Annotated in this window: 18 protein-coding genes; 11 read left to right on the top strand and 7 right to left on the bottom strand. The window is 55.9% G+C overall.

Annotated elements, in window-relative coordinates:
• Positions 1-71: 71 nt before the first annotated feature.
• The 4 genes from pilQ (at position 72) to LJE94_13415 (ending at position 6,157) form a co-directional block, all read left to right on the top strand.
• Complete coding sequence (gene pilQ / locus LJE94_13430) at positions 72-2,390, top strand: type IV pilus secretin PilQ (GenBank protein MCG6911111.1); 2,319 nt, start codon at positions 72-74, stop codon at positions 2,388-2,390.
• A gap of 336 nt (positions 2,391-2,726) precedes the next feature.
• Complete coding sequence (locus LJE94_13425) at positions 2,727-3,977, top strand: aminotransferase class V-fold PLP-dependent enzyme (protein ID MCG6911110.1); 1,251 nt, start codon at positions 2,727-2,729, stop codon at positions 3,975-3,977.
• 41 nt (positions 3,978-4,018) lie between these two features.
• Positions 4,019-4,693, top strand: coding sequence for a uracil-DNA glycosylase (locus tag LJE94_13420; GenBank protein ID MCG6911109.1), 675 nt, complete (start codon positions 4,019-4,021; stop codon positions 4,691-4,693).
• A 54-nt stretch (positions 4,694-4,747) separates the two neighbouring features.
• Positions 4,748-6,157, top strand: a complete 1,410-nt coding sequence (locus LJE94_13415) for a trimethylamine methyltransferase family protein (protein ID MCG6911108.1) — start codon at positions 4,748-4,750, stop codon at positions 6,155-6,157.
• Positions 6,158-6,213: 56 nt separating this feature from the next.
• On the opposite strand, the gene LJE94_13410 is transcribed toward LJE94_13415, so the two are convergent.
• The 6 genes from LJE94_13410 to LJE94_13385 all read right to left on the bottom strand — a co-directional run bounded on the left by LJE94_13410 (position 6,214) and on the right by LJE94_13385 (position 12,944).
• Positions 6,214-7,038, bottom strand: coding sequence for a nitroreductase family protein (locus LJE94_13410; protein MCG6911107.1), 825 nt, complete (start codon positions 7,036-7,038; stop codon positions 6,214-6,216).
• Positions 7,035-7,307, bottom strand: a complete 273-nt coding sequence (locus tag LJE94_13405) for a hypothetical protein (protein ID MCG6911106.1) — start codon at positions 7,305-7,307, stop codon at positions 7,035-7,037. Before LJE94_13405 ends, LJE94_13410 begins: the two co-directional genes overlap by 4 nt.
• Positions 7,308-7,364: 57 nt before the next feature.
• Positions 7,365-8,723, bottom strand: a complete 1,359-nt coding sequence (locus LJE94_13400) for an OprO/OprP family phosphate-selective porin (protein MCG6911105.1) — start codon at positions 8,721-8,723, stop codon at positions 7,365-7,367.
• The gene (locus tag LJE94_13395; protein MCG6911104.1) at positions 8,707-10,065 is read right to left on the bottom strand and encodes an MFS transporter; all 1,359 of its coding nucleotides are present in this window, start codon (positions 10,063-10,065) and stop codon (positions 8,707-8,709) included. The genes LJE94_13400 and LJE94_13395 overlap by 17 nt, the downstream gene beginning before the upstream one ends.
• 114 nt (positions 10,066-10,179) lie before the next feature.
• Positions 10,180-11,643, bottom strand: coding sequence for a trimethylamine methyltransferase family protein (locus LJE94_13390; GenBank protein ID MCG6911103.1), 1,464 nt, complete (start codon positions 11,641-11,643; stop codon positions 10,180-10,182).
• A 74-nt stretch (positions 11,644-11,717) separates the two neighbouring features.
• Complete coding sequence (locus LJE94_13385) at positions 11,718-12,944, bottom strand: PLP-dependent aspartate aminotransferase family protein (GenBank protein ID MCG6911102.1); 1,227 nt, start codon at positions 12,942-12,944, stop codon at positions 11,718-11,720.
• Positions 12,945-13,320: 376 nt separating this feature from the next.
• On the opposite strand from LJE94_13385, the gene LJE94_13380 reads away from it, so the two are divergent.
• From LJE94_13380 to LJE94_13370, 3 genes are all read left to right on the top strand, one after another.
• A complete protein-coding gene (locus LJE94_13380) occupies positions 13,321-13,539 on the top strand; it encodes a hypothetical protein (GenBank protein MCG6911101.1) in 219 nt (72 codons plus the stop codon).
• A complete protein-coding gene (locus LJE94_13375; protein MCG6911100.1) occupies positions 13,533-14,387 on the top strand; it encodes a MoxR family ATPase in 855 nt (284 codons plus the stop codon). Before LJE94_13380 ends, LJE94_13375 begins: the two co-directional genes overlap by 7 nt.
• Before the next feature lie 174 nt (positions 14,388-14,561).
• Positions 14,562-15,752, top strand: a complete 1,191-nt coding sequence (locus LJE94_13370; protein ID MCG6911099.1) for a hypothetical protein — start codon at positions 14,562-14,564, stop codon at positions 15,750-15,752.
• A gap of 167 nt (positions 15,753-15,919) precedes the next feature.
• On the opposite strand, the gene LJE94_13365 is transcribed toward LJE94_13370, so the two are convergent.
• Positions 15,920-16,117, bottom strand: a complete 198-nt coding sequence (locus LJE94_13365; protein ID MCG6911098.1) for a zinc ribbon domain-containing protein — start codon at positions 16,115-16,117, stop codon at positions 15,920-15,922.
• A gap of 290 nt (positions 16,118-16,407) precedes the next feature.
• Here LJE94_13365 and LJE94_13360 point away from each other — a divergent pair, with 290 nt between their 5' ends.
• From LJE94_13360 to LJE94_13345, 4 genes are all read left to right on the top strand, one after another.
• Positions 16,408-17,814 (top strand): sigma 54-interacting transcriptional regulator, encoded by a 1,407-nt coding sequence (locus tag LJE94_13360; GenBank protein MCG6911097.1) that lies wholly within the window; start codon positions 16,408-16,410, stop codon positions 17,812-17,814.
• 203 nt (positions 17,815-18,017) lie between these two features.
• The gene (locus tag LJE94_13355; GenBank protein MCG6911096.1) at positions 18,018-20,018 is read left to right on the top strand and encodes an FAD-dependent oxidoreductase; all 2,001 of its coding nucleotides are present in this window, start codon (positions 18,018-18,020) and stop codon (positions 20,016-20,018) included.
• Positions 20,019-20,093: 75 nt separating this feature from the next.
• Complete coding sequence (locus LJE94_13350; protein MCG6911095.1) at positions 20,094-21,215, top strand: NADH:flavin oxidoreductase; 1,122 nt, start codon at positions 20,094-20,096, stop codon at positions 21,213-21,215.
• Positions 21,196-23,316, top strand: coding sequence for a sigma 54-interacting transcriptional regulator (locus LJE94_13345; protein MCG6911094.1), 2,121 nt, complete (start codon positions 21,196-21,198; stop codon positions 23,314-23,316). Before LJE94_13350 ends, LJE94_13345 begins: the two co-directional genes overlap by 20 nt.
• Positions 23,317-23,321 lie beyond the last annotated feature (5 nt).

Raw genomic sequence — 23,321 nt, 5'->3', positions numbered from 1 at the left:
GCGTTGTAATATTAATTGTTTTATCGGTGTTTCTGGCCGTTATGTTCGGGTGTGCGGGTAAAGAGAAACCGGTGAACAACGACATTACAAAACCTCTGGAGCCAAAGACGATCAAGGCGATTTCTGTTACGGAGAGTGACGAGTCTTTCGATGTGGATATTGAAGGTAACCGGCTGTTGACCTATACATCTGTGAAAAAACCGGTCCCCCTGAGCGTTGTTTTATATTTTCCCGAAACGGTTCTGGATAACGTACAGCGTGATCTGACGCTGGACAATGCCGTCATCGGTTCGGTAATGGCAACGGAATTGACTGCCGAGGGTACGGCAACCAGGATTGAGATCCTGATGAACAGCGATGTGAGCTACGAGGTCGTACGACGGGACAACGGCATCAATATCGCTTTCAGCAAAACAGCTGCCGACGTCTCAACCATGAATGCGGAAAAAGCGGAACCGGTTGTCGATCAAGCGGCAGCCGCCGGCAATGCTACGCCGGTGGAACCGGTTGTGGTGGCCACTGTACAGGGTGCGTCGGCTGAGAGCGAACAGACGGTACAAAGGGTTGAGCCCGTTGCCAGTGAAACAACGGTTGCGGCGGGTACAACTGACGATACGGCATGGGTGAACCGGATCGATTTTGCAAGTGAAGAGGCCGGCAAGTCCACCATCATTATCGGAACCACGGGTCCCGTCAAGTATGACATCAAGAAATCAACGGATACCAAGATACTTCTCAAACTGACGAATGCCAACCTTCCGGAATACAGACGATTCCCCCTTATCACCACACGGTTTGAGAGTGCCGTTAACAGAATCGTTCCGGTCCAGAAGCCGGAAATGAAAAACAACACCATGTTTGTCATCGAACTGCGTGAGTCAGTGCCCTATTCCGTGGAGCAGATCGACAACCTGATCATGATCCATTTCGAGGCGTCCACGATTCCGCCCAAACCGCTCGAGCAGGCCAACATGCCGCCCTGGCAACAGGTTTTTGCCGAAACCTCCATGCAAGATATGGCGGCAACACCCGCGGCGGCGGAGACCGCGGGGACTGCAGCCGGTGGGCAGGCGATGGTAGTGGGGGCTGCCAGGCAGTCAGACGCTTCCATGCCCCGCCAGACCGCTGAAGTGGGCCTTTTGCGTGGGAAACCCAAGGTGTACACGGGTGAGAAGATCGCTCTCGATTTCTATGAGACGGACGTTAAAAACGTATTTCGCATTCTGAAGGAGATCAGCGGCAAGAACTTTGCCATCGATAAGGACGTTTCCGGACGGGTAACCCTTACCCTGGACAAACCGGTACCCTGGGACCAGGTTCTGGACCTGGTCTTGCGTATGAATCAGCTGGGCATGGTGGATGAAGGGAACATTATCCGGATTGCCACCCTGAAAACTCTGAAAAGCGAGGAGGACCTCCGAGCGGCCAAGATCAAGGCGGCTCAAGAGGCCATGGAGCAGGAAAAAGCGCTGGAACCCTTGATGACAGAGTATATTGCGGTCAATTATTCCAATGCGCAGACAGAAATACTGCCGCACATTCAGTCTATCCTGACACCTGAAAGGGGATCGGTGAGTGTCGACACCCGCAACAATCAGATCATCATCACCGATGTCGCCGCCAAGCTGAAACAGGCCAGAGAAATCGTCAAACGGATCGACCGGGTGACCCCGCAGGTCATCATCGAAGCCAGAATCGCGGAGGTCAGTACAGATTTCTCCCAGGAACTCGGGTTCGACTGGACGGCCACGGCCGGGCCAGCCTACAATTCAAGACTGAATTCCAATTTGACCGGAGACATGGTCATGAACTTCCCGGCCGAGGGCGCTTCCTCCAGCCTCGGTTTCGTTTTCGACAAGATCGGCGGAACGCCTTTTCTGCTCAATGCCCGCCTGAATGCCCTGGAGAGCAACGGGGAGGGTAAAGTCATCTCCTCACCTAAAATTGTGACGCTGGACAACAAAAAGGCCAAGATCAAACAGGGTGTCGAGTGGCCTTATCTGGAAAGGGATGATGCCGGCGGGTCTTCGGTATCCTACAAGGATATCGATTTGCTTCTGGAGGTGACGCCGCATGTCACGCCGGACAACCGGGTGTCCATGGAGATTTTAATCACCAAGAACGATATCGATTCCCTATTTCAGGGAGTGCCTTCGCTTTCCACCAACGAAGCCCAAACAGAGCTCCTGGTCAATGACGGGGACACCATCGTCATCGGCGGTATCATGAAAACCAGACGGACCACGGGTGTTGATGGATTCCCATGGTTATCCAAAATCCCGGTTCTGGGCTGGTTTTTCAAGACGGAAACGGAAAGTCGGGAAAATAACGAGCTGCTGATATTCATCACACCGCGGATCGTGCAGCTTGAACAGCGTGAAGCGCTCTAGCCTTTTTTAAAATATCGGTTGGAAACAAAGCCTCTTGAATGAAAATGCAAGGGGCTTTGTTTTTTGGATTTATAGTGTTTGTCAGAATACCGTTCCGTAATCCTGCAGGGCACTGCGACGACCGTGCAGATGATTGATGATATGGTGCTTTGAAAAATAAACCCGCCACCCGCCAATCCAATGTTGAAACGGAACATACATATGGCAAATGCTCTAAAGTGTTGAGGCGGCCCATCTGGCCGCCATAAAAAGCTTGTCACCAGGTTGAGAAGCGTATTAAGGATTGCATGACGCACCCCAACATTACCTCAAGGCTGTAACCTTGAGGCTACAGCCATGAAGGAAGTAGCAATGATTTTGGACCTCGATTTTATCCGCTCCCAATATCCTGTCTTCACAAATCCGAAAACGGCCGGCTGGGCCATGTTCGAAAATGCCGGTGGTTCCTACGTTCCAACGCAGGTCATCAAACGCTTGAACGATTTTTTCCAATTCACCAAGGTGCAGCCCTATGGTCCCTTCGAGAGCTCCATTGCGGCCGGTGAGGCCATGGACGAGGGCTACCAGGCCATTGCCGAGTTGATCGACTGCGATTCGGCCGAGTTGACCCTGGGGCCCTCCACTTCCATGAACACCTATGTTCTTGCGCAGGCCGTCCGCCCGACGCTGAGGCCCGGGGATGAGGTCGTGGTCACCAATCAGGACCACGAGGCCAATATCGGGTGCTGGCGAAGGTTGGCTGAGTTTGGAGCGATCGTCAGGGAGTGGCGCATAGATCCTCAGAGCGGTGAGCTTTCTCTCGCGGATCTGGCAACGCTGCTCAACGCAAAAACCCGCCTGGTTTGTTTTCCGCTTTGCTCCAATATCGTGGGAAGCATGAACGACTACAAAACCATTTGTGACATGGCCCACGACGTCGGCGCCCTAACCGTCGGCGACGGTGTTTCCTACGCACCGCACCAGGTTTTGAACAGCGGGGCCAGCGGCCTGGATATCTATCTTTTCAGCACGTACAAGACGTTCGGTCCTCATCTGGGTGTCATGTGGTGTCGTGGAAATGTGATGGACACCCTCGAACCTCAGGGACATTATTTCAACCGGGGAATCCCCCACTACAATTTTAACCCCGCAGGTCCCCTGCACGCAGAAATAGCTGCCGCTGCAGGGATTGCCGCCTACATCGACGCCGTTTACGACCACCACTTCACGGAAACCGGGCCAAATCTTCACGCCAGGGCCCTCAAGGTGTTCGGGCTGTTCGGCGAGCACGAAACCAGACAAGCCAATCGAATTCTGGAAGCGATCGCCGCCGTACCCGGATCACGGATCATCGGCCACAAACAGGCGCAGGCGGGATTCCGGGCGGCCACCATCTCTTTCACGGTCGAAGGCATGACTTCGCGGGAAGTGGTCAAGCGGTTGACCGTAAGAAAGATTGCCGTGCGCAACGGCGATTTTTATGCTGTGCGCTGCCTGGAAGGTTTAGGGATAAAGGATACCGAAGACGGTGTCGTCAGGATCAGTTTGGTGCACTACAATTCCGTAGGGGACGTGGACCGGCTAGTCGAGGCGCTGGGGGATCTGTGAGGGGAGCGCATATTTTCTCAGACACGGGTTTCACGGATTGCATGGATTTCATCGATGCGTTGAAAGCATTTTCGGAAAACGGTCCGGTCTTCAACCCCTGGCGGCAGACAGACAGGGTAAACGATATCGACTGTAGCGGTGCCTCCGTTAGGCGCAGGCAGCTGTTTCAATACCTGCAAGAGCGTGTGGGCCGGGCCACCTGCCTTTTCGTGGGTGAGGCGCTTGGATACCAGGGGGGGCATTTTACCGGGATTCCCATGACCTCGGAAAGAATTCTGCTTGGTGGGCATGCCCCTAAAGGTATTTTACCGCAACATGTCTTTACCGGCCTTGAGCCGCGGCGAACCAGCCGTACGGAAATAAAGCCAGCCGGTTTTTCAGAACCAACGGCGACCATTGTCTGGGGGCATTTGATACAGGCCGGTTTCGATACCAGGCGCTTCATCCTGTGGAATGCCTTCCCCTGGCATCCCTTTAAACCGGATGCGGGCCCGCTTTCCAACCGGACACCCACGCAAGAAGAGCTCGATATGGGCGGGCCCATTTTGATGGATTTGATCGAGCGGACCCGACCGGGTACCATTATTGCCGTCGGCGAAAAAGCGCATGCGGCTTTGAACAAACTGGGGGTCAAAGCCCGCAAGGTGCGGCATCCGGCCAATGGCGGTGCCGGGAAATTCAGGCGGCAGGTTTCACGGCTATCGAACACCGTTTAGCCGGTTTGGGTTGATGAAAAAGCGTTAGGAATTCAAACGGTTCACGAGGTGACCATGGAATCATTAGACGCTGCTAAAGTCCACGAGGCTTCACTGGCTATCCTTCAGGAGGTGGGGATTGTTTTTCACGGAAAAAGGGCGGTGGACATTTTCAAGCGCCACGGTATCCGGACCGACGGAAACCATGTGTTCATAACATCGGACCAGGTTCAGAAAGCGCTGGAAAGCTCGCCTTCAACTTTCAGGCTGCATGCCCGCAACCCTGACAAAAGCGTCATCGTCGGATCCGGACAAACCGCCATTGCCCCGGGGTACGGCGCCCCGAACATAATGGACCCGCCCTGCAACAAGAGGAACGCTAATCTGGAGGATTACCGGCGTTTCTGCCGGTTGATACATACGTCTGAAGTGGTCAATATTGCCGGCTTTCTGATCGTCGACCCCGAAGGCCTCCCCCGGAAAACCTATCACCTGGACATGCTCCACAACGTCATGACCCTCTGTGACAAGCCCTTCATGGGCAGTCCGCTTTCCATGACAGCCATGGAAGATGCCGTGCGTATGGGCCGCATCCTTTTCGGGCGTTCGCCCGATGAAAGAGTCCCCTTTGAAACGGTAATGATTTCCAATATAAACAGCCTGGCGCCGCTGCAGTTTTCAGAAGAGATGGCCGATGCAATGATCGTGTCCGCCCGCAACGGACAGGCGGTGATCATTGCCGGTATGGGTATCATGGGTGCGTCTTCCCCGATGATACCCGCAGGACATCTGGTCGTCCAGACAGCCTGCTTTCTGGCCGGTCTGGTTCTGACCCAACTTGTCAGACCCGGTTCCCCGGTTGTTTACGGCGGGGGCGGCTCGCAGCTGGACATGCAGAGCGGCAGCTACTACAACGGTTCGCCGGAAAGCCTGAAAGGCATTCTGACCGCCGGTGCCATGGCGCATTTCTACCATTTGCCCTGCCGCTCGGGGGGAGGGCTCAACGATGCCCACGGCCTCGATTTTCAGGCAGGCGCCCAGGCGGCCATGGCGCTCATGTGCACCTTGCAGGCCGGGATTGATTTTATCCTGCATGCCTGCGGTATTCTAGCCGCTTACATGGCCATGAGTTACGAAAAGTTTATTGTCGACGAAGAACTTATTCAAGTTGTTCGCAAAACGCTTGCCCCCATCGAAGTCAACGACGACACCATCGATATGCAAAGCATCCGCGAGGTGGGCGCCTGCGGCGAATACCTGACGCATCGACGCACCCTGGAACTGTGCCGCAGCGCGTTCATGCCGACGCGCGTCATGAATCGCCTGCCCTTCGACAGCTGGCAGGCTGAAGGCGCGCCGGATATTTACACACGGGCTTCGGCGGTGCTGAAACAGCGTTTCGATGCCTACCAAAAGCCCGATCTGGATCCTTCCATCGCCAGGGATCTTCGGGGCTACATGCTGGCTGTCAGCAGCGAATCCTGAAATAGATGTGAAACCAGTGCCGGTGCCGGGTCCTACGGGACCGGGTATCTACATTTTTACAGGCGCCACGTTATTTCAGGCGGCTTGCGCAGCGGCAGCCGGTGGTACGTATATGTTGGATAACCCACCATCATGGCACCCCGGCATTGGTGGCCATCCGGAAGAGGCAGGGCCTCCATCATCGGGGGGAAATTGTTGGCAGCGGCATTGAAATAACCTGCCCAGCAGCTCCCCAGCCCCAAACCGGCTGCCGCCAATTCGAGGTATGACAATGCAATTGTGCATGATGTCTGGGCCTGAAGATCATGTTTGGCGGCATGGGCGACGATTACGACGGGTGCGCCTCGAAAAACGATGTCTTTTCCCTCTTCCCAGCGACGAATCGTCCTGCCCATATGCAGGGACTGGGCGAATTCGGGCGCGTTCTTCAACATCCAGCGCATCCAATCGACGGTGACCCCGGCAAGACGGTTTAACTCGTCCCTGTCCCCCATGACAAGCCACGCCACGCCTTGGGAGTTGTGTCCGGTCGGGGCGTACCTTGCGAGGCGTATCAATTTTGAAAGCAATTCTTGTGACACCGGCCTCTTCCTGTACCTTCTCGTGGATCGCCGGGATCGCAGGAACTGTTCGCATTGCTCTAAAGAGATATTAAGGTCCGGATTCAACGGCGGGCATTTTTCCTTGGGCATATCACGATGGGAGAAGCTGGCCGTGGGGCATACGGCGACGCAATGGCCGCATTCGATACATATCTCTTCCGCCCCGTCGACAGGCGCCGGATAGGCCCCTTTTTGAATGTCGATGATGCCGGCTGGACAGACGGCGGCACAGATGCCGTCCTGGTTACAGGTGTCTTCGTTTACTTCGAACAAGTTCATGGGCTACCTCCATATGTTGCTATTTCTTTTTGTATGGCCACGGCGCCCTGTACCGCATCGACGACACTGTCGAATTCGGCTAACAGGTTGTCCCCGACCGTGTCGACGATGCGCCGGTGATGCTGCTGTATCAAGGCGGACATCACCTCACGGTATGCGGTCAGGGTTCTGATGGTTGCCGGCTCGTCCTCCCGCATGAGGCGGGTGTAGCCTTTGACGTCCGCACTCAGGATGGCCGCTAATTTGCGTTTAACATCTTCTCGGCTCATGGGGATCTCCTTAAACAGCTTCATCGAAGATGAAGGATAAAGCACTCACTGCCGATTTCACCAGATGAACTGAAAGCGGACCTGAAAAATATGGGTGATGCCGTCCTCGACGGTCGGCGTTTCGCGATCGGTCACGTGCGCATAGACATAGTTTACCATCAGCCGGGCATTGCGGTTGTAAATCCAGTTCAACCCGGCGGTGGCGTCGCTTTCACGTCCTCCCCTGACGTCGCCGCCGTTCAAATCGACATGGGAGTGACGCAGGGCAACTTCCCACGCCCCCCATTCACCCTTGAGCGGATGGAAGGAAGGCTGCGGGTCGATCCCGGAAAAAATACCGAGGGCCCGGTTGTATTTTCGGTGCTCACCGGTAAGGAGATAACTCAGGAAAGTGTAGTAGCCCCAGAATTGCGGGTCGCCATATGCATCTGCATCCACGTCTACGTAATGCAACTGCCCTTGAAGGGACAGGGACCCCCAAACCAGTGCCAGTTCGGCATTGGCTTTGTCAAGTCCCTTGCCGGCCAATGCCCCCGTGTCCACGAGGCGTTCATCGGTGAGCCTCGACTCGGGCCTGGTTCGGAATTCCATGGCCGAACTTGCGTGCCGGTCGTCACGCAGGCCGAAGCTGTAGGCCAGGCCTAGATGCAGGATTCTTGCGCCTGAACCATCGGCTGCCGGCGTGCCGAAGACACGCACGGTCGCATCGACGCCATTGGCCTCGCTGATTTGGTTTTGTGCATCTCCCAGGTCGGAAAAGGATCCCGTGTTTAAAAACAAACCCGCCCCCAGGTTCCATTTCCTCTGGGTTTCCTGGCTGTCGTAACGTATCCCGATGTTGTGGCCGGCGCTGAAAGCCGCTTCCGGCAGTGCTCTTTCCATGAAGGTCGTCCGGGTGATGCTGGTGAGATGCTCCAGTGAAAACGGTTCCTTCAGGTTGCCCACCTTGATCTTTTTTAGAAAGGGGTGACCGAGGTAACGGATCCAGATATCCTGTATGTCTCTGGTGTTGGCAAAATCGATGCCCACCCGGAAATCGAACGTGTCGTAAAAATTTGCGTAGACGGAGATATGCAATTTGCGAAAAAGCCAATTGTTTTGGTCAAGGCCCGGGAACGCGGTTTGCAGTTGATCGTCGGCATCGATACGGCCGGCATCGCCGATGATCTGCCCGTTGATTCTGAAGGCAATATTTTCCGCATAATTGTCGATGCCGAGGTAGCCGTCCTCCAGGTAATAATGCCACCCCCTGACCGGCCCCCGCCAGCCGCCATCTTTTTTTCCCCTTGCCGTTGTAGAAAAGGTTTCCGCATCGGCGCCGGGAAGCGTCCCTGCCCACACGCAGACCGCGTCGATGGCTGCCAGCAGGCAGACGGATGCGATCATCAGCTGGCAATGTTTAAATGGCCCTGTCATGATCCATTTGTTTCCGGGTGTCCTCCTGATTGTCCCGGATCTTGTACGGGATGAAGGCAACAAAGCCCAGCAGGCAGGCCAAGGCGCACACCAGCCAGATGACCCTGACGCCCGCGGGGTTTTCGGCGCTGAACCCGAACCATCGAAACACACCCATCATGATCAGGGAACAGAAGGCCCAGCCGGTTTTTCTGACAATGCCGTATATGCCGTAGTAAACAGCTTCCCTTCTCCTGCCCGACTTGAGTTCGTCGTAATCGGTCAGATCGGCAATCAGGCCGATGGCCACGGCAAACATTCCTCCCACCGGAACGGCGACGAGGGCGAAAACGATGACGGCCTGAAACGAAAGCGGCACCACGGGCAATTCCCCGATGAAAAAACTGAGGATGAATCCGGCCGTCATGATCAGCATAATGACCCTGAAGACATGCCGTTTTGGAAATTTGCTCAGCAATAAATACCACAGGGGGGTGGAAAGCGCCATGATAATGATGATTTTTCCCATCAACATGGAGGCTGCCGCTTCATCCTGCCCCATGACCAGGGTAGTGAAATAAGGCACATTCATCAGCATCAGCTGGTAGGTCAGTTGTACCAGCATGATCGTAATCGAGAAGGCGATCACCTGACGATCCGCAAACACCTCTTTGAGAACCCGGAAAAACCCGGCGGCGTCTGCATCCATGCCCGTGTGCCGTTCCAAGGGGTGTTCCCGGATGCCAAGCAGGGTGAGTTCGGAGCCGATAAAGGCCGCCGCACCCAGGATGAGCGCCATTTTGAAAGCGCCCGCTTTCTCCAGCAAAGGACCGGAAAGACCGCCCCCTGCCAGTGCGCCCAGCACGCCGATGGCGACACCGATGGTGGCGATTTTGACCCTCTTTCTGTTTTCCTGCCGCATTTCGGGCAGCACGGCAAACCAGGGGATGAGGACACCGGTATACGCCCAGTAGTAGACGAACAAGATGGCGGCCAGGTAACATCCGTTCACCCAGCTGGTATCGGCCTCGGGCGGCAGCCAAATCATGGCAAAGGCTATAAACAGCAGAGGGGCGGAGATGAAAATAAACGGTTTGCGCCGTCCCCAGCGGGACACGGTGCGGTCGCTCAGGTAACCGACGAGCGGGTCGGTCACCGCATCCAGGATCCTTCCCCCGGCTAGAATGAGGCCCAACAGGGCCATGGGGATATAGCGGATATGGTGGCTGCCCTCCGGGGGCATGTAGAAAAACATGATCCAGGTGGCAATGACGGTGTCGTACACATTGAGCGAAAAGCCGGCCAGGTTGTAAAGGATGGTTTCCCGGAAGGTCAGGGGTGCTTCGGTAAGCTGGTTTTCCATATTATTTTAAGTGCACTTTCAGCGGCGATGGTTTTATTTCCAATAATTACACCAATAGGGTCCAAGGGTTCAGTAATAAATCGAGGGTCCGAAGCTGTATCGGTCCTCAATTAATTACGGGCCCCATTCGGCGGCTTCAAAATCGTCGACCGTGCGTTTTTTTACGGATTCGACATATTCGTTCAGGGCCTTTTTCAGCTTGGGATCGATTCCCACCGGTGTGTGTTCCAAAAGTATCCGGGAAACTTCGGCCCGGGCGTGGTCTGCGATTCCCTTGCTGCCCGCCGTTTTCCAGGCTTCCATCGGGTCCCGGTCCGACACCCGTGGGATAAAATGTTCGCTTTTGAATTTTTCCAGTGTCAAGGGCTCCAGCAGGTAGTTGCCGCCGGGCCCCACACGCTGAATATCCGCAGCGGCCATCAGGGTTTCGTTGACATCGATACCTTCGAGGGCCCTTTCGATCCTGCCGATGATCTCATTGTCGATCACAGCCATTTCGTGGGCGCCGAGGTTGGTGGATTCAAGCGTGCCGACGCAGGTGATGTAGTCGGCGCCTCCCATGGCAGCCAAAAGCATGGACTGAGCCCTTTCGAACCCGCACTGAACATCCAGCATTTTGGCGTCCGTGGCCCCAGCCACGGTGCGCACCGGAAGGTTGTAGGACCTTGCCAGCTGCGCGGAGGCGGCACTGATCATGCCGGTTTCGATGGAGCCGAGGGCGGGAAAGCCCGATTTCATATCGGCAATGGTCGACACCGTACCGTACATGACTGGGGCTCCCGGGTTGGCAACCTGTGCCATGACCACATGGGCGATAATTTCGGTATTGTGCTGGAGCAACAGGCCCGCCAGGGGGGCCGGAGCCGTCGTTCCGGCCATGGCTTCCGGCGATACCAGTGCGGGCATGTGATGCTCACCGAGGATCATGAGCCCCTCCAGCTGAGCCTGTGTGCTCGACAGGGGGCTTTCGATGCTTACGATGCCGCAGAAGGGATGATTTTCCTTCAGGCGGTCCCGGCCGCCCATAACCATGGAAACCATTTCCATCATGTCGGTGGTGGCCATGACGCCATAGGCGCCCATGCCGATGGACTTCGTGCACTGCAGCGCCCATGTGCGGATGGCCTCCACGTGGATGGTGTGCATGGGCAGGTCCTGGGCCCAGATGTCCATCTGGTTGCAGGATACGTTGTCCAGGTGGTCGAAAAGGATCAGGTGTTTCTCAACGTCCCCATGGGTGGCTTCAGCCGTTTCGCCGGTTTCTGTATCCAGCATTCTGAAGGCGGTTCCCAGGCCCGCCCAAACCCGCTTTTCCGCACCGACGGGAAAGCGGACCGCCGGGTCGGCACCGCAGATCACAAAATCGGACGGCGCCTTTCGTATGCACTGCTCGACCAGGTCAGCCGGGAATTTGACGATCCTGCTGCTTTCATTCACCGTACAGCCGTGGTCAGACAAAAGATCACGCATCTTTTTCAGGGTAACCCTGATGCCGGTATCTTTCAGGATTTCAAGGGTCCGGCTTCGGATGCTTTCGACTTCGTCTGAACTCAGGAATTCAAGGCGTCCCGGTTTCATTCGACCTCCTTAACTAAGTTGCGCGTTTCAACATTGGATTGGCAGGTGGCGGGTTTGTTTTTCAAAGCACCATATCAACCGGCCAACCCCACCCTGTCGAACGCCTGTTCCAGATCGGCGATAATGGCGTCGGCATCCTCGATGCCTACGCTGAAGCGGTAGATGCCGTCGCCCATGATCCTGGCATATTTTTTTTGCTGGGATTCATTGAAGTTGACCATGTCTTCAAAAAAGAAGACCGTGGGTATGAAAAGGATGAGGCTCTGGTCGTGGCCCAGGGAGACGGCGTGTTTGATCATCTGCAGCGCCTTCAGGAACTCGAAGTTGCGCAGCAGTTCGATCTCCAGGCTGAAATTGAGCATCCCGGAAAAGTTGCCCATCTGCTTGCAGGCCAGACCATGTTGCGGATGGTCGGCAAGTCCGGGATAGCGGACATGGGTCACGCCCTTGCGGGTCTGTAAGAATTCGGCGACTTTGATGGCGTTGTCGGCATGCTTTTCCATTCTCAGGGGTAAGGTGACCAGGCCTCTCATGATCAACCAGGCATTGAACGGGCTGATGCAGGCGCCGAGGTGGACGATTCCGTATTCCCTGACGTCCGCAAGCAGCTTGCGGGGTCCCACGATGGCTCCGCCCAGAGCGTCTCCATGACCGTTCAGATACTTGGTGGCACTGTGGATGACAATATCGGCGCCGCACCGCAGAGGGCTCTGGCCGATCAAGCCCGACCAGGTGCTGTCTACGATCAGGACGGCACCGGTTGCGTGGGCCTTGGCTGCAATTTTTTCGATGTCGCTGAGAAAAACCAGGGGGTTCCCGGGTGTTTCGACCAGGACGGCTTTCGTTTCCGGTCGAATAGCCGCAGCCACGGCTTCCACATCGGTGGTGTCCACGAGTGTCGCCTCTACACCGAAGCGGGGCAGGTGGGTGCTCATCAGTTTTTGGGTGCCGGTGTAGCAGACCTCCGAGGCCACCAGGTGATCGCCGGCATTTAGCAGGGTGAACAAAAGCGCCGACACCGCTCCCATCCCGCTGGCGGTCACCACACAGTCCTCACCGCCTTCGAGAGCGGCCAGTCGCTCTTCGAGATGCCTGGGGGTTGCGCTGTGTTCACGGGTGTATTGGAACTTGTCAAGGTGGTCCCATGAGAATACTTCCAACAGGTCTTCTATTTCAGTGGGGAGCTCGTAAGAGTTGGCCATGTGAATCGGGCGGCGCAACGCTTTGGTTGCGGGATCTACCCCCTCGCCGGCATGCACGCACAACGAGGCGTAGTCGATCCGGCTTTTGTTTCCGGTCATAAACTACCTCACGTTTAAAAGGTTGGTACCGGCCGCATTCATCGGCCTGCCGGCGCGGTATTTGTAGCGTATACCCCAAGGTTGCAAGATTGAGGTATAGAATCACATTCGGCTTGTCAACGCAACATGCGGCCCCATTAAATTCATTGACAATGCGTTTTGAGATGATAGGGATATCCACGCAGATCAAGCGGTTGCCGTTTTGACCAACGTCTCAATGTAGATGAAAATAAGACAGTTAGGGGTGGCTGCATGACATATTTCGACGCCAAATGCCGACCGGTCCTCATTGGCAGTCTGCCTTTCATGGACGACGCAGAGGCGCTCTCTTTTTTACGACGACCAGACCCGCAATACCGCTGTAAAGCTGATAGCCATGAAGACCAGGTGGCAGGTCGTCTCCCTGGTAGAACAGTTTTATGCAAAAGTCGATGCGATGGCGGCTCTGGGGATCGAAAGGGAGACGATCCTGTCCCAGTCGCTGATAACGCCGAGCTGCGGCGCCGGGACCCTGAGTCTTGAATTTGCGGAAAAGGTGCTTATGTTGACCAGGGATATTTCACAAATCATCAGAAAAGAGGTTGATACATGGTAGCGATTGAAAATGGTAGCGCATTTACAGGGGCGACCCGTTATGTTCTGGACGAAGAGTTGGCCAACATCGTCAACATTTCGATGGCACTGGAGATGCCGCTGCTTCTCAAGGGCGAACCGGGAACCGGCAAAACCATGCTGGCCCATGCCATTGCCGAGAGCTTGAGGATGCCGCTCATTGTCCTCAATGTGAAGTCGAGCATGAAGCTGGTGGATGCCCTCTATCAGTATGATACGCTGACGAGACTGAACGACAGCCGCTTCAGCGACTCCGGAAGGGATGTCAGCAACATAGAAGAGTACATCAAAATGGGCAAGATCGGCCAGGCCTTTACTTCGGAGAATCGAACGGTCCTTCTGATCGACGAGATCGACAAGGCGGACACGGATTTTCAGGACGACATGCTGGACGTGCTCGATCAGATGGAATTCGACATTATCGAAATCGATAAAACCGTCGCCGCCCGCAACCGTCCGGTCATCATTATTACCTCAAACGCTAAAAAGGACCTGTCCGATCCGTTTTTGGGGCGCTGCAACTTTCACCACATCGCCTTTCCGGACCCCAAGATGATGCGCAAGATTATCCGGGTTCATTTTCCGGATCTTGACGAAGAACTGATCGAAAACGCCATCGGTACGTTTTACAGCCTGAGGGAAATAGACGCCGTCGAAAAAAGGCCGGCCACGCGCGAGCTGATCAACTGGATCCGGGCACTGGAGGCAGACCCGGATTTTAAGCCCAAGAGACTGTCCAAGGGCGATGTCCCCTTTCTGGGTGTACTTTTTAAGAAGAGCCAGGACTACGACAGGGCGCTGCAGCGGACAGAACGGCGAAGGTTGTTCTAATCAACGATGGTAGAAACTATATTATGCTATCCAGGAAGCAGTTAGCCGAAAGCCCTGGGTCCCGGCCTGCGCAGGGATGACGGATAAAACTTCTCTACCCCTCAGAAGTTCAGTTTCCAGGGGAATAATATAGCGGCGCAGGTGGGTTGTTAAAAAAGCGCGAAGCGGTTTTTTATGTTTATCGATTTTTTTTACAAATTGAAAGAAACCGGGGTGCCGGTAAGCCCCACCTCGTTTCTGACCCTCCATCGGGCGTTGAACAAGAACCTGATCGGCAGCCTGGAGGACTTCTACACATCGGCCCGTTCGATTCTGGTAAAGAGCGAGCGCTATTTCGATTTGTTCGACCAGGTGTTCGCCCACCATTTTCAGGGCGCGGAGCTTCCGGACCACGAGGGATTCGAGGTCGATGCGATGGCCAGAGCCATGCTCGAGGAGTGGCTCAAGGACCCCAAGGCGGTAGCCGATGCTCTGGATTTGGATGAGGAGAAGCTGAAAAAACTCTCTCCCGAGGAGTTGATCGAGTACTTCAAGGAGCGGCTCAAGGAGCAGACCGAGGCGCACCACGGGGGCAACAAATGGATCGGCACCGGCGGCACCAGCCCGGTGGGGCATTCCGGGTTTCATCCCGGCGGAATGCGCGTGGGTGGCGTGTCACGGAACAAGTCTGCGGTAAAGGTCGCCATGGACCGGCGCTACAAGGACTATTCCCTCTCGGGTCCTCTCACCCAGGCGATGATGGGCGAGGCGTTGAAGCGCCTGCGCAACATGATCCCTTCAGGGCCCAAGGATCGGGTCAATATCGACGAAACCATCTATAGAACCATGCGCAACGGTGGTGAGATCGAGATCGTTTTCGACCGGGACCTGCGCGACAGGCTGAAAGTCATCATTGCCATCGACAACGGCGGGTGGTCCATGGATCCTTACGTGAAGCTGGTGCAGACGCTTTTCGACTATGCCCGCGCCCAGTTCAAGGAACTCAAGACCTTTTTCTTCCACAACACCATCTACGGCACGCTCTGGAAAGACCCGGCGCGCTACAAGCTGCCTGTCAGGATAGATGAATTCCTGCGCTACGATCCGGAAACGCGGCTGATCATTGTCGGAGATGCCAGCATGGCTCCCTATGAATTGATGGCTGCCGACGGATCCATCCATTTGGAAGAGCGCAGCAGCAAAAGGAGCATGGACTGTCTGCAGATGCTGGCGGACAGCTTCTCCCACAGCGTATGGCTGAATCCGATTCAGGAACACATGTGGCGCTACACCCAGACGATTAACCACATCAGGACCGTTTTTCCCATGTTCGAGCTTTCCATCGACGGCCTGGAAAAGGCCATCACCCAGCTCATGGCCAAATAATTCCTTCAACCGAGCACCGCCGGTTCAGCCAAAACATGACCGTCTGTGCCCGAATCAAGGAATTATGAAACGCGACTCCGCCGCTCTCATACCTGTTTTATAGAGGGACCGGAGGTTTTCATCTTCCATAAGTCATATGCGGCGGACCGCCGCAATTTTCAACCGGCTCATGAAAAGCCGCTGGATGCGTTGGGAGCGCAGGCACTCCCACTGCCGGACCCGCTCACGAACGTTCCGGCACTCAGCAGCTTTTTGGTTTTGACGCCCCCGCAGCAGGGGCAGACAATCTCTTTTTCATCGCTGCTGAAAACCAGCTTTTCAAAGCAGCTGTCGCAGCTTTCACATTTGTACTCGTAAATCGGCATATCCCCGTATCCTCGTTCGATTTTTATTTCGCAGCACGCACCTCTTGCGATTCTGAGACAGTATACGGCCCACCGGTTTTTAGCAAGGTGATCCTGTCTGTTGGAAAAAGATAATCACGCTGTTACGATCATTCAATCGTAAATATCGATCTTTGTGCCAATAAAAAGCATTTGACAACATCACGACGGGAGCATAGCTATGAGGTAACGTTACGTAACGGTTTGATGTTGCGGTGTTTCCGCATATAATCGGGCAGGGAACCGTCGTGTGCAGTATCGAGAGTGAGCTTATGGGCGCTACATCGGAGGAGAGGCTGGATTCCCGGTTTGCCGGTTATCTACTGGATTCCATGGCGGACGGCGTGTTCACCTTGGACGGTCAGGGGAGGATCACCACGTGGAATCCATCCATGGAAAAAATATCGGGGTACACGCAGGGCGAGGCCAAGGGGCGCTCCTGCGCCATGCTTAATTTCAATCTCTGTATCGAAAAAACTTGCCCGACCGGTGTGAAGGAATGCGGTATCTACGACAAGGGGGCGGTGGACGCCAAGGAGTGTGTGCTGCGGCACAAGAACGGCTACCCTGTGTCGGTTTTGAAAAGCGCACGCCTGGTAAAAGATGAAAGCGGCGATGTCATCGGGGTCGTAGAAACGGTTACGGACCTCACCGAACTGAAACGAGCCCGTAAGAAAGCGGAGGAGTTCGGTCTCCGTTTGGCAGAGATGCACCGCCTGGATAAAATTATCGGGAAAAGTCATGCCATGCGGCAGGTTTTTTCCGCCGTACGGGCGGCGGCTTCCAGCGAGGCAACCATTCTTATCCAGGGAGAAAGCGGCACAGGAAAGGAACTCGTGGCCGGTGCCATTCACTTCAACGGGGGACGGGCCGATGCACCCATGGTGGCGGTGAACTGCAGCGCTCTTTCCGAGTCCCTTCTGGAGAGTGAGCTCTTCGGCCACGTGAAAGGCGCCTTCACTGGCGCGGTTCGCGACAGAGCCGGCCGTTTCGAAGAGGCTGCCGGCGGCACGATACTCTTGGATGAAATCGGCGAAATCAGCCCTTTTATTCAGGTAAAGCTTCTCAGGGTCCTCCAGGAGCGGGAAATCGAGCGGGTGGGAGAGTCCCGCAGAATAAAAATCGATATCCGGGTTATTGCTTCGACCAACAAGGATCTTTTCCGGCTGGTCAAAGAGGGAAAATTTAGGGAGGACCTTTATTATCGTCTCAAGGTGTTTCCCATTTTCGTGCCGCCTTTGAGGGAGCGCAAGGAGGATATACCCCTGCTGACGGCCTATTTTATCGATCGCTTGAATGGGAAGACGGGAAAAAACATCCGCGGACTTTCATCGATGGCCATGCGACTGTTCCTGGATTACCCCTGGCTGGGAAATGTGCGCGAGCTGGAAAATGCGATCGAGCATGCCTTTGTCCTGTGTCGGAAAGGTGAAATCGACCTGTTCGATCTCCCCGTTGAACTGCGGCGGGCAGAATACAGACCTGCCGCAACCCATACCGGCGGCGGCGTTGCCGGCTTTCCAAAAAGGAGAACGGCCGTCGACAGGACCGGCTTGCTGGCACTTCTCGACCAGTGTGGTTGGAACAAAGCCGAGGTTGCCAGGCAATTGGGAGTTAGCCGAACCGCTGTATGGAAATATATGAAGAAGTGGGATATCCCTTTGTCACCGGGGTCGTGAACCCCAATGCTGGGGTCAAAACAGACAGATGTCTTATGGTGAAGACGCCCGCCGTTTGCTGCGGAGAAGCCGTGAATAAGGCCGGCAAGAAAATAGAGGAAGGCGCAAAAGCAGTCTAAAAAAAATAGACCGGTTTTTCAAAGGGTTGGAAAAATCGATCGAGGATTAGGAATGCCGGTCGAACGGCCGGAAAGGAGAGACGCATGCAGGATCCGATTTTCAGCCCCATCAGAATCAACCGTCTGGAGGTCAAAAACAGGATCTATCTGCCGGCCATGCACTTGAACATGGCGCAAAACTACGAAGTGACCGACCGGATGGTCGAATTTTATGCAGAACGGGCGCGGGGGGGCGTCGGCATGATCAGTGTGGGCTTTGCCACCGTCGATGAACGCTCGGGGTCTCCTTTGAACATCGGTGCGCATGATGATGCCTATCTACCGGGCCTTTCGAAGCTTGCCGGCGGCATCAGGGAAAACGGGGCGCGCAGTGCCGTGCAGATCAATCATGCCGGTCGGTACAATTTTTCTTTTCTGATGGGGGGCAACAAGCCGGTGGCGCCTTCACCCATCGCCTCCCGGCTCACCAAGGAGGTGCCGCGTGAACTACGGCACGATGAGATCGGCAGCATCATCGATAGCTTTGCGGCTGCAGCTGCACGCGTAAAAAAGGCCGGTTTCGATGCGGTGGAGGTGTTGAGCGGAACAGGGTATCTCATTTCCGAGTTTCTTTCACCGTTGACCAATCAGCGCAGTGACGAATACGGCGGAACCTATGAAAACAGAATGCGTTTCGGTCTTACGATCGTGCGCAAAATCAAGGCCGCAACGGGCGGTGATTTCCCACTGATCGTGCGTATGAACGGCAATGATTTCATGCCGGGCGGTCAGGGACGCAGGGAACTGCAGGAATACGCCGTGGCACTGGTTAAGGCGGGGGTGGATGCCCTGTGCATCAATGTAGGCTGGCATGAAGCCAGGGTACCGCAGATCGTCACTTCCGTTCCCCGCGGGGTGTTTGGTTATTTGGCCAGGGGAATCAAGGACCTGGTGGACATTCCCGTGATCGCCAGCCACCGGATCAACGACCCGGCTGTTGCCAGGGAAATGATCGGCGACGGTGTGTGTGACATGGTGGCCATGGGGCGTTCCCTGATCGCCGATCCTTTTCTTCCTGAAAAGGCCAGGAGCGGTCGGGAAAACGAAATCGTACACTGCATCGCCTGTGCCCAGGGATGCTTCGACAATATATTCAGGGGTAAGGCCGTGGAGTGCCTGTGCAATCCCAAAGCCGGCCATGAATTGGAGTGCCGCGCCGGGGTTACCGATAGTCCGAAGAGAGTGATGGTTGTCGGCGGTGGTCCGGCGGGCATGAGTGCCGCCTTGGCCGCCCGCGAATGCGGCCACGAGGTCACGATCTACGAACAGGCGGATCGACTGGGCGGGCAGCTTTTTCTGGCGGCGGCTCCCCCGGGAAGGGATGAGTTCGCGGAACTGGCCCGGGACCTGGCTGCTCAGGTGGCGGTCAACGGTATAAAGGTGTCGCTGAACACGGGCGTCGATGAAAAGCTCATCGCCGGTGAAGATCCGGACAGCGTTATTCTGGCAACCGGCGCGCGTCCCATCAAACCGCCTGTCAAGGGCGTCGGCCTTCCCCACGTGGTCCAGGCCTGGGACGTGCTGCAGGACAAGGTATATACCGGGAAGCGGGTCGTCGTCATCGGCGGCGGGGCCGTGGGGGTGGAAACCGCACTTTTCCTGGCGGAAAAAGGAACCCTTTCGGGAGACGCGGTGAAGTTTCTGCTGGTCAACGGGGCCGAATCACCCGAAGACCTTCTGGCAATGGCCACACACGGCACCAAGGAGATCGTGCTCATCGAAATGCTCAAAAGAATCGGCAAGGGCATCGGTCTTTCCACCCGCTGGGGGATGCTGCAGGAGATCTCCCGCATCGGGGTCAAAACCAGTGTGTCAACCAGGGCTCTGGAAATAACGGAAACCGGGGTCGTCGTGGAAAAGGACGGCAAGGCAGAGGAAATTCCTGCCGATTCCGTGGTCCTGGCGATGGGTTCGGAGGCTCACAACCCGCTGCAGGAACCCGTCGAGAAGATGGGCATCCCCTGTCGGGTGGCGGGCGACGCCGCCAAGATAGCCCTGGCTTTCGACGCCGTCCACGGTGGGTTCGAGGCAGGGAGGAAGGTCTAATCGTTAACGAAGAGGAATGAAAGGCAATAGAGGTGCTATGTCAAGGACATCCCCACCTGCAAAGGGAGATGCACAATGAACACGGATCAACTGTTTGAAAAAACAAACATAAGCGGCATGACACTGAACAATCGTTTCGTCCGTTCGGCGACGTGGGAAGGCCTGGCCGGGGACGACGGTTCCGTAACTCCAGAACTGACAAGCCTGATGGTAGAGCTTGCCAAAGGGGGGGTGGGGCTGATTATCAGCAGTCATGCCTATGTAAGCAGGGAGGGGCAGGCTGGATCGCGGCAGCTTGGCATCTACGATGACGGTCTTGTTCCGGGGCTATCCAAAATGACCGCCGCGGTTCACGACAACCAGGGCAGCATTGTGGCCCAGATCGCCCATGCCGGTCTGCACGCCTTTCATAAGCTGACGGGGCAGACACCGCTGGCGCCTTCCGCTGTTGAAGGCCTTTCCCGGGCACCATGCAGGGCAATGGATGATAACGACATCACCCGTGTGGTGGACGCCTTTGCCGCCGCGGCGTACAGGGCCCGTGAGGCGGGCTTTGACGGTGTCCAGATACATGCGGCCCACGGTTATCTGCTCAGCCAGTTTTTGTCGCCCGTGTACAACCAGCGCACGGATGATTTGGGCGGAACTGTCGAGAATCGGGCCCGGATGCTGCTCATGGTGCTGGAGGCCGTGCGCAACCGTGTGGGAAGCGATTATCCCGTGTTGGTGAAAATGAACAGCGGGGATTTTCGGGAAGGCGGCCTGCATGCTGAGGACGCAGCCAGTGTGGCGGAGATGTTGGAACAGGGAGGCATCGACGCCATCGAGGTGAGCGGCGGCCTCATAATCAATAGAAAGCTGAGCCCCAGCAGGATGGGCATCCACTCGGCCGATAAAGAGGCGTATTTTGAGACGGAAGCCGGAACCATTCGTGGGAAAACCAGTGTACCTCTGATCCTGGTCGGTGGCAACCGTTCCTTAGAGGTCGCCGCGCGCATCGTGTCGGAGGGCGTGGCAGACTACATTTCCATGAGCCGGCCGTTTATCCGCGAACCCGGACTGGTCAAACGCTGGCAGTCCGGTGACCATGCCAAAGCCACTTGCCTGTCGGACAACAAGTGCTTCGGGCCGGCCATGGCCGGGCGGGGCATCTATTGCGTCGTGGAAAGGGGGGAAGATGGCGGACGCTCCCGATAAGCATGAGGAGCGCATGCGATCGGCAGGCGGTTGGGAAGCCGCCGCAAAGGCAATCGAACACCTGGTCGAGCCTGCCTACGTGCTGACCGGCACGGTGTTCACGAATGTCAATCAGGCAATGGCGACACTGCTGGGATACGATGACCCCGGGGATCTGATCGGTCGTGCGTTTATCGACATCGTTTATACCGCCGATTGGCGGCCGTTTGAACCGGAAGCGGGTTTGCAGGCTGGTGGAGACCCTCCTGGAACGGAGATTTTTCGTGTCCGCCGTCGGAACGGCACGCTTTTGTGGGTAACCGGCGCCTGGCCGCTTCTCACCCCCGGCGACGACCCGCCCGTGACCATCGGCTCCCTTCAGGACATAAGTGCCCTCAAGGCCCGTGAAGCGGCTTTGCAGGAATCGGAAGAGAACTACAAAACCGTCCTCGATGGTATCGAGGACGGCTACATTGAGAACGACCTGGCAGGAAACACCATTTTCATCAACGAAGCCATCGCCAGGATATTCGAGGCCCCGCGGGAAAGGCTGATCGGCCTGAACTATCGTGAAATGACCGATCAAACGGCGGCCGAGGCCTGTTACATCGCCTTCAACGACGTGTATTCCACGGGTGTCCCCCAGCGTTCGTTCATTTTCGAAACCCTTACCGGCACCGGCAGAAAAAAGATTCTGGAATATTCCATATCCCTGAAAAAAGATTCACGCGGCATGCCCATCGGCTTTCGCAGCATCGTGCGCGATATTACCGAGCGAAAGCGGGCCGAAGAGGATGTTGCCAGGCAGCGGAGCCGCCTCAAGGCCATTTTTCGCAGTGTCAGGGACGCCATCATTACGGTAGACACCAACCTCGAGGTGATCGAGGCCAACCAGGCGGCGGCAACGATTTGCGGTTTCGATTTGGGTCGTATCGTCGGGAAAGTGTTCACCGAATGCCCGGTCGGGTGCGGCCATGCCTGCCACGAAGTGCTTCAGGAAACCCTGAATCGCAAAACCACGGTGCAGGGCTACCAGATCGAATGCGCCGGGGGTTCGCATCCCATGCAAAAGGTGGATGTTTCCAGTTCCCCTCTCTTGGACAGTGCGGGCCGTTTTATGGGGGCCGTGCTGGTCATCCGGGATATCACCCGTATCAACGAACTGGAAAAGGAGTTGGAAGAGCGGCATCGGTTTCAAAGAATCATCGGTAAAAATCGCCGGATGCAGGAGATTTACAAGCTTCTCGAAGACCTCGCCGATCTGGAGACGACGGTGCTGGTAACAGGCGAAAGCGGGACCGGTAAGGAGTTGGTAGCCAAAGCGCTCCACAACGGCGGGAATCGTGCGTTCAAACCGTTTGTTACGGTCAATTGCTCTGCTTTGGCGGAAAACCTTTTGGAAAGCGAACTGTTCGGCCACGTCAAAGGCGCTTTTACAGGGGCGGTAAAAAGTTCTCCGGGGCGCTTTGAAACAGCGGACGGCGGTACGATTTTCCTTGACGAAATCGGCGATATTTCACCCCTGATTCAATTGAAGCTGCTCCGGTTTCTGCAGGAGAAGACCTTTGAACGGGTAGGCGATCCCACCTCCATGAAGGCGGATGTCAGGATAATCGCCTGCACCAATAGGGATCTCAAAAGCGCCGTTGCCGCAGGTAGTTTCAGGGAGGATCTTTACTACCGGCTGAAGGTCGTGGAAATCGCCCTTCCACCGTTGCGGGAGCGTCTGGGTGACATTCCCCTTTTAGTGGATCACTTTCGCCGCTCCTTCAACCGCGATTTTAATAAGGAGATCCAATCCTTTTCCGATGAAGTCCTGAATGTGTTTATGGGATACAACTGGCCGGGCAACGTGCGCGAACTGGAACACACGGTGGAGCATGCGTTCGTTCTGTGCCACGACAGCACCATCGACGTCGGGCATCTGCCCAGGGAGATGCGCGACCACACCCCCAGAGGGAGGCCGGTTGAGATGAAATCGCAGCGGGAGGACCGGCACGCTGTCGAACGCGCTCTCGGCAACACCGACTGGAACGTCGCCAAAGCCGCCCGGAACCTGGGCATCAGCCGCCGCACCATTTATCGCCGTATCGATAAATACGGTCTCGCGCGTCCAAGGTAAAATTG

Source organism: Deltaproteobacteria bacterium (assembly GCA_022340465.1).
In the GTDB taxonomy this organism is placed as follows: Bacteria; Desulfobacterota; Desulfobacteria; order Desulfobacterales; family B30-G6; genus JAJDNW01.
Note: the sequence above shows the minus strand (reverse complement) of the source record. Positions and strands in the feature narration are given on the sequence as shown.

Excerpts from the sequence above, each read along its gene's own strand:
- LJE94_13415 (MCG6911108.1), top strand. The coding sequence starts at position 4,748 with ATGGAATCATTAGACGCTGCTAAAGTCCACGAGGCTTCACTGGCTATC.
- LJE94_13395 (MCG6911104.1), bottom strand. The coding sequence starts at position 10,065 with ATGGAAAACCAGCTTACCGAAGCACCCCTGACCTTCCGGGAAACCATC.
- LJE94_13360 (MCG6911097.1), top strand. The coding sequence starts at position 16,408 with ATGGGCGCTACATCGGAGGAGAGGCTGGATTCCCGGTTTGCCGGTTAT.
- LJE94_13385 (MCG6911102.1), bottom strand. The coding sequence starts at position 12,944 with ATGACCGGAAACAAAAGCCGGATCGACTACGCCTCGTTGTGCGTGCAT.
- LJE94_13370 (MCG6911099.1), top strand. The coding sequence starts at position 14,562 with ATGTTTATCGATTTTTTTTACAAATTGAAAGAAACCGGGGTGCCGGTA.
- LJE94_13410 (MCG6911107.1), bottom strand. The coding sequence starts at position 7,038 with ATGAACTTGTTCGAAGTAAACGAAGACACCTGTAACCAGGACGGCATC.
- LJE94_13380 (MCG6911101.1), top strand. The coding sequence starts at position 13,321 with ATGAAGACCAGGTGGCAGGTCGTCTCCCTGGTAGAACAGTTTTATGCA.
- LJE94_13390 (MCG6911103.1), bottom strand. The coding sequence starts at position 11,643 with ATGAAACCGGGACGCCTTGAATTCCTGAGTTCAGACGAAGTCGAAAGC.
- LJE94_13345 (MCG6911094.1), top strand. The coding sequence starts at position 21,196 with ATGGCGGACGCTCCCGATAAGCATGAGGAGCGCATGCGATCGGCAGGC.
- LJE94_13405 (MCG6911106.1), bottom strand. The coding sequence starts at position 7,307 with ATGAGCCGAGAAGATGTTAAACGCAAATTAGCGGCCATCCTGAGTGCG.
- LJE94_13400 (MCG6911105.1), bottom strand. The coding sequence starts at position 8,723 with ATGACAGGGCCATTTAAACATTGCCAGCTGATGATCGCATCCGTCTGC.
- LJE94_13350 (MCG6911095.1), top strand. The coding sequence starts at position 20,094 with ATGAACACGGATCAACTGTTTGAAAAAACAAACATAAGCGGCATGACA.
- LJE94_13420 (MCG6911109.1), top strand. The coding sequence starts at position 4,019 with ATGGATTTCATCGATGCGTTGAAAGCATTTTCGGAAAACGGTCCGGTC.
- LJE94_13375 (MCG6911100.1), top strand. The coding sequence starts at position 13,533 with ATGGTAGCGATTGAAAATGGTAGCGCATTTACAGGGGCGACCCGTTAT.
- LJE94_13365 (MCG6911098.1), bottom strand. The coding sequence starts at position 16,117 with ATGCCGATTTACGAGTACAAATGTGAAAGCTGCGACAGCTGCTTTGAA.
- LJE94_13355 (MCG6911096.1), top strand. The coding sequence starts at position 18,018 with ATGCAGGATCCGATTTTCAGCCCCATCAGAATCAACCGTCTGGAGGTC.
- LJE94_13425 (MCG6911110.1), top strand. The coding sequence starts at position 2,727 with ATGAAGGAAGTAGCAATGATTTTGGACCTCGATTTTATCCGCTCCCAA.